General features: G+C 57.7%; 6 protein-coding genes. All 6 read left to right on the top strand.

Translation table 11 applies throughout. The annotated features are described in order from the left end of the window. The first annotated feature begins 361 nt into the window (after positions 1 to 361). The 6 genes from HMJ29_RS19290 (at position 362) to HMJ29_RS19265 (ending at position 11,558) form a co-directional block, all read left to right on the top strand. Positions 362 to 1,885 (top strand): xylulokinase, encoded by a 1,524-nt coding sequence (locus HMJ29_RS19290; protein WP_171593024.1) that lies wholly within the window; start codon positions 362 to 364, stop codon positions 1,883 to 1,885. Next, positions 1,863 to 3,194, top strand: a complete 1,332-nt coding sequence (gene xylA / locus HMJ29_RS19285) for a xylose isomerase (RefSeq protein WP_171593023.1) — start codon at positions 1,863 to 1,865, stop codon at positions 3,192 to 3,194. Before HMJ29_RS19290 ends, xylA begins: the two co-directional genes overlap by 23 nt. A gap of 242 nt (positions 3,195 to 3,436) precedes the next feature. Further along, positions 3,437 to 5,035 carry an alpha-N-arabinofuranosidase gene (locus HMJ29_RS19280; RefSeq protein ID WP_171593022.1) on the top strand — a complete coding sequence of 533 codons (1,599 nt, stop codon included), beginning with the start codon at positions 3,437 to 3,439 and terminating at the stop codon, positions 5,033 to 5,035. A gap of 238 nt (positions 5,036 to 5,273) precedes the next feature. Next, entirely contained in the window at positions 5,274 to 6,368 is a 1,095-nt protein-coding gene (locus HMJ29_RS19275) for an endo-1,4-beta-xylanase (protein WP_171593021.1), read from the top strand. A gap of 44 nt (positions 6,369 to 6,412) precedes the next feature. Beyond that, on the top strand, positions 6,413 to 9,070 hold the full coding sequence (locus tag HMJ29_RS19270) for a glycosyl hydrolase 115 family protein (protein ID WP_171593020.1): 2,658 nt from the start codon (positions 6,413 to 6,415) through the stop codon (positions 9,068 to 9,070). Positions 9,071 to 9,260: 190 nt separating this feature from the next. Beyond that, positions 9,261 to 11,558, top strand: coding sequence for a glycoside hydrolase family 127 protein (locus tag HMJ29_RS19265; protein WP_244679018.1), 2,298 nt, complete (start codon positions 9,261 to 9,263; stop codon positions 11,556 to 11,558). Positions 11,559 to 11,618 lie beyond the last annotated feature (60 nt).

The raw sequence follows: 11,618 nt of genomic DNA, 5'->3' as shown, positions 1-11,618 counted from the left end.
ACTATAGCAAATAGTACTATTTATAATAAAGGGCGAGCCGTTTGACAATGACTCGCCCTTTAGGCGTTTGATTATTTGAAGATATTCTACGAAAATAAAATTACAGCTTATTACCTACCGAAACCGTTTTCGGAAACGGTTTCGGTAGTTTTATTTAGATTTTAGCCATTTGAGGGCTTTTTCAATTGTCGTGCGGTATTAGTTGTTGCTGTATATTCGGTAACGAAATGAGGGTAAAGCGCCGGGTGAGTGGTTACACACTCCGGTAAGTCTGACGCTGGAACTTGTATCTAAAATATAACTTTATCATGGGAGTTGGCTGTGCCGCTCCCGTCACCGACGCTTTACTGCAGTTCCACCCATGAAATACCTACTCGGGTTTGATATCGGCAGCTCCTCTATTAAGGTGGCTTTGCTTAGCGCTGAAACGGGCACATGCCTGGCTAGCGTGACGTCGCCTAAAAAGGAGATGGAGATTACCGTGGAGGCAGCCGACTGGGCCGAGCAACGCCCCGAGCGGTGGTGGCAGGAAGCCATTAATGCCACCCAGGAGCTCAGGCACAACTACGGTTTCGATACTTCCCTGGTAGCTGGCATTGGCATTACCTACCAAATGCACGGCCTCGTGCTGCTCAATGAGCAGGGCAAAGTGCTGCGCCCCGCCATTATCTGGTGCGACAGCCGCGCCGTGGACCTGGGCAACCAGGCGTTTGCTGAGCTGGGCGAGGAGCACTGCCTCAGTAACTACCTGAACTCACCAGGCAACTTTACCGCTTCCAAGCTGAAGTGGGTAAAGGAAAACGAGCCCGCTATCTACGCCCAAATCCATAAGATTCAACTGCCCGGCGACTACATTGCCTACCAGATGACCGGCCAGATGCAGACTACGGTCTCGGGCCTATCGGAAGGGGTATTCTGGAACTTCCGGGAGCAGGCTATTGCCCAGGATTTGCTGGATTACTATGGCATCAGCCGCGACCTGTTGCCTGAAGTGGTAGCAACCTTCTCAGAGCAGGGCCGCCTGACGGCCGAAGCGGCGCAGGAGCTAGGTCTGCACGCTGGTACGCCCATCAGCTACCGCGCCGGCGACCAGCCCAACAACGCCTTCTCGCTTAACGTGCTGCACGCCGGCGAAATAGCCGCCACTGCTGGTACCAGCGGCGTGGTGTACGGCATCAGCGAAACGCCCACCGCCGACCCACGCTCCCGCGTGAATGCCTTTGTGCACGTAAACAGCACCCAAGAGCAGCCCAAAAATGGGGTGCTGATGTGCATGAATGGCACCGGCATTCTCAACAGTTGGCTGCGCAAAGTAGTAGGCGAGATACCCTACGACGAGATGAACCAGCTGGCCGCCCAAGCGCCGGTAGGAGCGGAGGGCCTCGTGTTCCTGCCCTTCGGCAACGGTGCCGAGCGCATTCTGGAAAACCGACCAACCAACGCTGAGCTGCGCGGACTGAACTTCAACGTGCACAGCCGCAGCCACGTGCTGCGTGCCGCCCAGGAGGGTATCGTCTTCGCCCTAAACTACGGCATTGACATCATGCGCCAGTCGGGCGTGCAGGTGCGCAAGGTGCGTGCCGGCAACGCCAACATGTTCCTGAGCCCCGTGTTTCGGGAGGCATTTGTGAACTGCGCCGGAGTAGAGCTGGAGCTTTACAACACCGATGCGGCCCAGGGCGCAGCCCGTGGCGCTGGTGTGGGGGCGGGAGTGTACGCCAGCACCGACGACGCCTTCATCGGCCTCGAGCGCATCCTGACGCTGGCACCGCAGCCCGAGCTGCAAGAGCAATACCAGGTGGCCTACGCCCGCTGGCAAGAAAATCTGAATTCTATTCTACCACAACAAACCACCCCACAGCATGTCCACCAACACGCTTTCTAAGACGGAGTTTTTCACCGGCATCGAACCCATCCGTTTTGAAGGCCGCGAGTCTGATAACCCGCTTGCTTTTAAGTGGTACGACGAGAACCGCATGGTAGCGGGTAAGACCATGAAGGAGCATCTGCGCTTTGCAGTATCCTACTGGCACACGTTCACGGGCACGGGCGGCGACCCATTCGGCCCCGGTACCAAGCAGTTTGCCTGGGACGCCCACAGCGAAATCATTGGCCGCGCCAAGGATAAGATGGATGCTGCCTTCGAGTTCTTCACCAAGCTCGGCACGCCCTACTACTGCTTCCACGATATTGACCTGGTAGACGAAGGCTCCTCCCTGCAGGAGTATGAGCGTAACCTCCAGACCATCGTTGATTACGCCAAGGAGCACCAGGCCGCCAGCGGCGTGAAGCTGCTGTGGGGCACGGCCAACGTGTTCTCGAACCCGCGCTACATGAACGGGGCCAGCACTAACCCCGATTTTCAGGTAGTGGCTCACGCGGGTACGCAGGTGCTGAATGCCCTGGATGCTACTATCGCGCTGGGCGGCGAAAACTACGTGTTCTGGGGTGGCCGTGAAGGCTACATGACCCTGCTCAACACCGACATGAAGCGGGAGCAGGCCCACATGGGGCGTTTCCTGACCATGGCCCGCGACTACGCTCGCAAGCAGGGCTTCACCGGTAAGTTCTTCATTGAGCCTAAGCCCGCTGAGCCCACCAAGCACCAGTACGACTTCGACGCCGCTACCGTAATTGGCTTCCTGAAGGAGCACGGCCTGGAGAACGACTTTATGCTGAACCTGGAGGTAAACCACGCCACGCTGGCTGGCCATACTTTCCAGCACGAGCTGCAGGTAGCGGCTGATGCCGGCATGCTGGGCTCAATGGACGCCAACCGCGGCGACTACCAGAACGGCTGGGATACCGACCAGTTCCCCAACAACCTGAACGAGCTGACGGAGTCGATGCTCATCATTCTGGAGGCCGGTGGCATCACGCCCGGCGGCATCAACTTCGACGCTAAAACCCGCCGTAACTCCACCGACCTGGAGGATATCTTCATTGCCCACATCAGCGGCATAGACACCTTCGCTCGGGCCCTGGTAGTAGCCAACGACATCCTGGAAAAGTCGCCTTACCGCAAGTTCCGCACGGAGCGCTACGCCTCGTTCGACTCGGGCGAAGGACAGGCCTACGAGAACGGTCAGCTCACGCTGGAAGACCTGCGCACTATCGCCCTCAAAACCGGCGAGCCAGTGCCTCGCAGCGGCAAGCAGGAGTGGCTGGAAGCCATCATCAACCAGTATATCTAACAGAATAAAACGAAACCGGCTGGCTGCTCAGGGGAAAGGGAATTGGGGGGCCGGCCGGGGCCGTTTTATCTGTAGAAAGTAGGGGTAGCGATACCCGCGAGTAACGTCATGCTGAGCGAAGTCGAAGCATCTCGCGTGCTGACGTTGGGATAGAACCTCAACTTCAGCTTGCCAGGTACCTCAACTTTGCTCAGCATGACGTTTTTTTACGCCCTTTGAATTTCATCCTGTCCATTCCACCCATGCCCTTATCATCTAGCCCATCCCCGACCACTTCTTCGATATCCGCTTTCCGCCGCGTAGGTCTTACGCTAGGCCTAGGCCTGGGCCTGGCCTACGGGTCCGCGGCCCAAACCGTGCAAATGACCGTGCAGCCCGGCGACCCGAAGGTGCAGGTCAGCAAGCACATTTACGGTCACTTTGCGGAGCACCTGGGCCGCTGCGTGTACGATGGGTTTTGGGTGGATGAAAAGCTGAATGTGCCCAAGCAGGGCCGCATTCGGATGGACATTGTGGAGGCCCTGCGTAAGATTAAGGTGCCTAACTTGCGCTGGCCCGGCGGGTGCTTCGCCGATACCTACCACTGGCACGACGGGGTGGGGCCCACGGCCCAGCGCCCCAACATGCTGAACATGTGGTGGGGCAATAATCTGGAGGACAATTCCTTCGGAACGCATGAGTTTCTGGAGCTGTGTAAGCTGCTCGGCACTGAGCCCTACCTGGCGGCTAACGTAGGCAGCGGCACCGTGCAGGAAATGGCCGGCTGGATGGAGTATCTCAACTCCAACAGTAACACGCCCTTGGTAATGGAGCGCCGCAAAAACGGCCACCCGGAACCGTACGGTGTTTCGTGGTGGGGCATTGGCAACGAAAGCTGGGGTTGCGGCGGCAACATGACGGCCGACTATTACACCGACGTGTATAAGCGCTATGCCACCTTCGCGCACAACTACCCCGGCTCACCACCGCTCAAGAAAATTGTGAGCGGTGCCAACGGCGACGACGCCAACTGGACGGAGACGTGCATGAAGAAGATTCCGCTGAACATGATGTGGGGCCTGACGCTGCACCAGTACACGCTACCCACCGGCAGCTGGACGGGTAGCAAGGGCAAGGCCACTGGCTTCAGTGAGCAGGAGTACTTCAACACCATGCGCAACTGCCTGCGAATGGAGGCTATCGTGACCAAGCACTCCGCCATCATGGACAAGTACGACCCTCAGAAAAAGGTGGCGCTGCTGGTAGATGAGTGGGGCGTGTGGACCGACGTGGAACCTGGCACGAACCCCGGCTTCCTGTTTCAGCAGAACAGCCTACGCGATGCGCTGGTGGCGGGCACTACGCTTAACATCTTCAACAATCACGCTGAACGAGTGCGCGGGGCCAACCTGGCCCAGGCTGTAAACGTGCTGCAAGCCCTCGTGCTGACGGACAAGGAGCGCATGCTGCTTACGCCTACCTACCACGTCTTCGACCTGTATCAGGTACACCAAGATGCGCAGCTATTGCCCTTGCAGTTTACTAGTCCCGAGTACGTGATGGGAGCTGAGAAAATCCCGGCACTCAACGCCTCTGCCTCTAAAGACAAAAACGGCGTAGTGCACATTTCCCTGGTCAATCTTGACACGCAGAAAAGCCAGAAGCTGGAAACGGCTTTAGCAGGAGTAAACTGGAAATCGGTTTCGGGCCGCATCCTGACTTCGCCTAAAGTCAATGACTACAACACCTTCGAGAAACCCAACACCGTGAAGCTGGCCAGCTTTAATGGTGCCAAAAAGCGCGGCGAAAAATTGGCTGTGGAGATTCCCCCGCAGTCGGTGGTGGTGCTGGAGCTGAAATAGAACATCAAGCCCATCATGGCAAGCGTGCCGAGACATCTCACATACTGAGGCCTGAACGATGTAGAGACGCAATATTTTGCGTCTCGTCGTTGAACGACTGGCCTAGAACGTCTCCAGGCAAACAACCTCAGCAACGAGCAAACGCAAAATGTTGCGTCTCTACATCACCTAACGTCAGCAGGCCAGCTGTTAAGCAAGCTGCCCCCTTGGCGTTCAGATAATTCTCCTCCTGACCGATATGACATCCACCCCGTTCCCTGTACGCAAACTTTCCCTGGCGGCCCTGCTGGTTGGTGGCCTGGGCCTGCTCAGCAGCCAGCGCCCAGTTGCCGAAAAAACACTTAAAGAGGCCTACAAAAATTACTTCCCGATTGGAGTAGCCGTAGGCGCAAAGCAGCTGAAAGGTGCCGAGGCGGAGCTGATTAAACAGCAGTTCAACAGCATAACGCCGGAAAACGCCATGAAAATGGGCCCGATTCATCCGGAGGAAAACCGCTACTTCTGGACCGATGCCGACGCCATTGTAGACTTCGCCCAGAAGAACAAGCTGCGCGTACGGGGCCACAACCTGCTCTGGCACGAGCAAACGCCCAAGTGGCTGTTCAAGGATGCGGAAGGCAAGCAGGTGAGTAAGGAAGTGCTGTTGAAGCGCCTGCACGACCACATCTTCACGGTGGTAAAGCGCTATAAAGGCAAAATCTACGCCTGGGACGTGGTAAATGAAGCCATTGCCGACAACCCCAACGAGTTCCTGCGCGACACCGAGTGGTACAAGATCTGCGGCGAGGATTTCATCGCCAAAGCCTTCGAATACGCCCACGAAGCCGACCCCAAGGCCGTGCTGTTCTACAACGACTACAACACCGAGCGCCCCGAAAAGCGGGAGCGGGTGTACAAGCTGCTCAAGAAGCTGAAAGACGCTAAAGTACCGATTGATGCGGTAGGCTTGCAGGGACACTGGTCGTTGCAGGAGCCCACGGAGGCCGAGTTGCGCAAGGCTATTGAGCAGTACTCTTCCCTGGGCCTGAAGGTGCAGATTACGGAACTCGACGTGTCTATTTATCCTTGGGAAAAGGAACGCCGCCAGAGACGCCCCGGCGAGTCAGATGCTTATACGCCGGCGCTGGAGCAGAAGCAGGCCGAGCAGTACAAGATGTTCTTCCGCGTGTTTCGCGACTACAAGAACGTGATGACCGGCGTGACCTTCTGGAATGTATCGGACCAATACAGCTGGCTGGATACCTACCCCGTGCCTGGCCGCAAAAACTATCCTCTGCTCTTTGACCAAAACCTAAAGCCCAAGAAGGCTTTTCAGGAAGTAGTGAACTTCTAGGCCTCTGGAATATAGCTTCTAACAGCATCCTCTTTTCCGCGCTTATGCCCACTCCACATTCCCATCTAACCCGTCTCATCAGGCCACCACGCTGGCTGTTTGGGGCCTTCCTATTACTCTTACTGGCCTACGCCCAAAGTTGGGCCGATACACCAACTGGCCTGAGCGAGCAGTACGTTTCGGCTAAGAAGAGCAAAGGCAGCTTTACCCTGGCGGCATCTGGCAAAACGGCGCCGCTGTTTGTCAGCTCCTCTGACTGGTCGGGCGTGCTACGGGCCGCTAAAGACCTGCAGGCCGACATCAACCGCGTAACCAAGCTGCAGCCTACCCTGACGACTGATCAGGCGCCGAAGGGCAAAGAGGTAGTCCTCATTGGCACGCTGGGCAAAAGCTCGCTCATCGATCAACTGGTGCAGAGCAAGAAGCTCGATGTGTCGGGAATTGCCGGGAAGTGGGAGGTGTCGTTGGTGCAGGTGGTGGAGAAGCCCCTGCCCGGCATCGACCGCGCCCTGGTAATTGCCGGCAGTGATAAGCGCGGCACCATCTACGGCATCTATGACGTGTCGCAGCAAATAGGAGTGTCGCCGTGGTATTGGTGGGCTGATGTACCAGTGAAGGAGCAGAAGTCCCTGTACGTAACGGCGGGCCGTCATTCGCAGGGTGAGCCGAAAGTGAAGTACCGTGGCATCTTCCTCAATGATGAAGCTCCGGCGCTTTCTGGCTGGGCAAAGGAGAAGTTTGGTGGCATCAACTCCAAAATGTATGTGCACGTTTTTGAGCTGATTCTGCGCTTGAAAGGCAACTACCTGTGGCCCGCCATGTGGGGCAACGCCTTCAACGATGATGATAAGCAAAGCCCGGTGCTGGCCGATGAGTACGGCATTGTGATGGGTACCTCTCACCACGAGCCCATGCTCCGCGCTCAGCAGGAATGGAAGCGCTATGGCGCGGGCCCCTGGAACTACCAGACCAACCAGAAGACGCTGCAGGATTTCTGGCGCCAAGGCATCGTGAATATGGGTACCCACGAGAGCATCGTGACCATTGGGATGCGTGGTGATGGCGACGAGCCTATGAGCGAGGAAAGCAACATCTCCTTACTGGAGCGTATTGTGGCCGACCAGCGCAAGATTCTGGCTGAAGCCACCGGCAAACCCGCCGAGCAAACGCCTCAGTTATGGGCTCTCTACAAGGAAGTGCAGGACTACTACGACCGCGGCATGCGCGTGCCCGACGACGTAACGCTGCTGCTCTGCGACGACAACTGGGGCAACATCCGGAAGCTGCCCAAGCAAACCGAAAAAGCGCGTAGCGGCGGTTACGGCATCTACTATCACTTCGACTACGTGGGTGGCCCTCGCAACTACAAGTGGCTGAACACGAACCCACTGCCGCGCATCTGGGAGCAAATGCACCTGGCTCATGAGTATGGTGCCAACCAGATCTGGATTGTGAACGTGGGCGACCTGAAGCCCATGGAGCTGCCCATCAGCTTCTTCCTCGACTACGCCTGGAACCCCGACCGGATCAAGGCTACCGACGTGGCGGCCTACACTCAGCACTGGGCAGCCCAGCAGTTTGGCGAGAAGAATGCCGCAGATATTGCCGACATCCTGGCCAAATACGCCAAGTACAACGCCCGCCGCAAGCCAGAGCTTCTGGACCAGAAAACCTACAGCCTGGCCACCGGCGAGTGGGCCACAGTGGTAGCTGACTACAACCAGCTTCTGGCCCGCGCCGAGGCTATTAATCAGAAGATTCCGGCCGCCTCCCGCGACGCCTACTACCAGCTGGTATTGCACCCCGTGCAGGCCTGCGCCAACCTCAACGAGCTCTACTACACGGTGGCGCTGAACCACGATGCTGCGCAGAAGGCGCAGGCTAACACCAATGAGCTAGCCGAGAAAGCCAAGGCCCTGTACGCCAAGGATGCGGAAATCACGAAACGCTACCACGCCGTAGCGGGAGGTAAGTGGAACCACATGATGGACCAGACCCACATCGGTTACACGTATTGGCAGCAGCCCAACGAGCAGAAAATGCCTGAGGTAAAAACCTTAACCAATGCTACTGTCGCAGCTACGCCAGTGGCAGCACCTGCCGCTAGGCCCGTAGCGGCACCAGTGGCCGGAGCTGCCTTCCAGGAGAGCAATGGCTATGTGAGCATGGAGGCTGAGCACTACACGAAGGCGGTGAATGGTGGATCTGTTACCTGGCAAAACCTGCCCGATCTAGGTCGTACGCTGGGCGCCGTAACGGCATTCCCGGTAACGGCCGCGTCGGAAGCTTCACCGGGTGGCCAGTCGCCCCACTTGCAGTATGCCATTACGCTGCAGCAGGCTGGGCCCGTTACGGTGCATGCGTACCTGGCGCCCACGTTGAACTTCACCGCTGGGCAGGGCCTGCGGTACGCTGTTTCTATCGATGACGAAGCGCCTCAGATTGTGAACCTGCATACTGGCCTAGCGGCCGAGAATGGCAACAGACCCTGGCAGCAAGCCGTGGCGGAAAGCATCATCATCAAAACCTCTCAGCACACCGTAGCGGCCGCCGGCACGCACACGCTGAAGTTCTGGCGCGTAGACCCCGGCGTGGTGCTGGAGAAGCTCGTGGTTAGCCGCGGTGAGCTGCCAGCCACCTACCTCGGACCACCGGAAAGTCCTGCAGCCGCCGTTGGCAAAGGCAGCGTAGGCCGCCGATAGTATGGTGTATATTTGAAAGCAGCTTCCGCTCAAATCTGTAGAGAATTGGGTGGAAGCTGCTTTCGCAATTTAATTGCCGGCAACGCCAGGCAGTTCGATGGTCAGAAACAAGTTGAGTGTTATGCAGAATAGGTGGTTGCTTTTGTGTGCTTGGTTAGCCCCGGGGCTCGTTGCTGGCCAGACGAAGTTGTTGGAAACCTTCCCGGTATCGGCAGTGCAGTTGCTGGCCAGCCCTTTTCAGGTGGCTCAGCAAACCGACAAAGCCTACATGCTGGCCCTAAACCCTGATCGGTTGCTGGCACCGTACCTGGCTGAAGCCGGTTTGCCCACCAAGGCTGAGCGTTATGGCAACTGGGAAAATACTGGCCTAGACGGGCACATGGGCGGGCATTACCTCTCGGCACTGGCCTACATGTACGCCGCCACCTCTGACGCGCAGGTGCAGCAGCGGCTCACGTATATGGTTGACCAGCTCGAGCGGTGCCAGCAGCAGAATGGCAATGGCTACCTGGGCGGCGTGCCCGGTGGCCGGGCCATGTGGCAGCAGGTGAAAGAAGGACGCATTAATGCCAATAGCTTCGGTCTCAACCAGAAGTGGGTGCCCCTCTATAATCTGCACAAAACCTACGCGGGCCTGCGTGACGCCTATGTGGTAGGCGGTAACGGAAAGGCGAAGGCAATGCTGATTAAGCTCACGGATTGGTGCCTCGATCTGACGGCCAATCTTTCCGATGAGCAAATACAGGAGATGCTGCGCAGTGAGCACGGTGGCCTAAACGAGATATTTGCTGATGTAGCCCAGCTGACAGGTGATGCAAAATACCTGCGCCTAGCCCAGCGCTTCTCACATCGGGTGGTGCTGGAGCCTTTGCTGGCAGGAAAAGACGTGCTCAATGGCATGCACGCTAACACGCAGATTCCGAAGGTTATTGGTTTTGAGCGAGTTGCGGAAGTGGGCGGCGACCCGGCATGGGCTAATGCAGCGGCGTTCTTCTGGAAGACGGTGGTAGAAAACCGTACGGTATCCATTGGCGGAAACAGCGTGAGTGAGCACTTCAACCCGGCTACCAATTTCACCTCCATGCTGGAAAGTACGGAGGGGCCGGAAACGTGCAACACCTACAACATGCTCAAGCTCAGCAAGCAGCTGTACCTCACTAGTGGCTCCACGCGCTACCTCGACTACTATGAGCGTGCCACCTACAACCACATCCTCTCGACGCAGCATCCGGGGCAGGGTGGGTTCGTGTATTTCACGCCCATGCGCCCCCGCCATTACCGCGTGTATTCGCAGCCGCAGGAAGGGTTTTGGTGCTGCGTAGGCTCGGGGCTGGAGAACCACGGCAAGTACGGCGAGCTAGCCTACGCTCACCGTGGGGAGGATGAATTACTGGTGAATCTGTTCCTGCCCTCGCGCCTCACTTGGCCCCAGCAAGGCCTGACCTTAACCCAGGAAACTACCTTCCCGAAGGAAGAACGCTCACACTTAAAGCTGCAGCTGAAAAAGCCGCGCAAGTTCGCGCTCAGCATTCGGCGACCCAGCTGGCTGCCAGCCGGCCAGATGCAGGTGCAGGTGAACGGCAAGCCGGTAGAAACGAGTATGCCTTCACCTGGCTATGTTACCGTGCAGCGTAAGTGGCGCACCGGCGACGTAGTGACCCTGGCCCTGCCCATGGAAACCAAAGCGGAGTACATGCCCGATCATTCACCCTGGGTCTCGTTCGTGCACGGGCCAGTAGTGCTAGCCGCCGTTACCGATACTACCGATTTGGTGGGGCTGCACGCGAACGGCCAGCGCATGGCCCACGTTGCCAGCGGGCCACTGTACCCGGTAGAGGAAGCGCCGATACTGGTATCGGCTGGGCAAGATGTGGCTGCGGGTATCACGCCCGTACCTGGCCAGGCGCTTACTTTTTCGGCTGCTGGGCTGATTGACTCTGATAAGTACCGCAACGTACACTTGGTGCCGTTTACGCAAATTCACGATGCCCGCTACATGGTGTACTGGCCCGTAACTACTCCCGAAGGCCTGGCAGCGCGCAAGGAAGAAATACGGCGTAAAGACGAAGAGAAACGGGCGCTGGAAGCTCGTACCGTTGACCAGGTGACCCCCGGCGAGCAGCAGCCGGAATCAGACCACGGGTTTCAGGGCGAGAAATCTGAATCGGGCAGCCACCGCAACCGGCACTGGCGGCACGCTACGGGCTGGTTCAGCTACAACCTGCGCAACCCCAACCGCGCCGCTCGCGCCCTGCGCATAACGTACTCTAGCGGCGATAAAGACCGGCGGTTTACCATTCTGCTAAACGGTACGCCGTTGACCAACGTGACCCTACAGGGCAACCCGCAGGGCGACTTTTATGACGTAGAATATGTACTGCCCAAAGCTCTGCAGCAGGCCAACGCACCTACTACACTGGTGGTAAAGTTTGAGGCAGCACCTGGCTCAACAGCCGGTGGCATATTTGATGTGCGCCTGCTGAAATAAGCGGGCGTTCTGCCTAGGCCAGTTGCCAGACGTGCCAGGCCCCCATAGTCCTGCAGTCCG

This window comes from Hymenobacter taeanensis (genome assembly GCF_013137895.1).
GTDB lineage: Bacteria > Bacteroidota > Bacteroidia > Cytophagales > Hymenobacteraceae > Hymenobacter > Hymenobacter taeanensis.
This window is presented reverse-complemented; position numbering and strand designations above follow the sequence as displayed.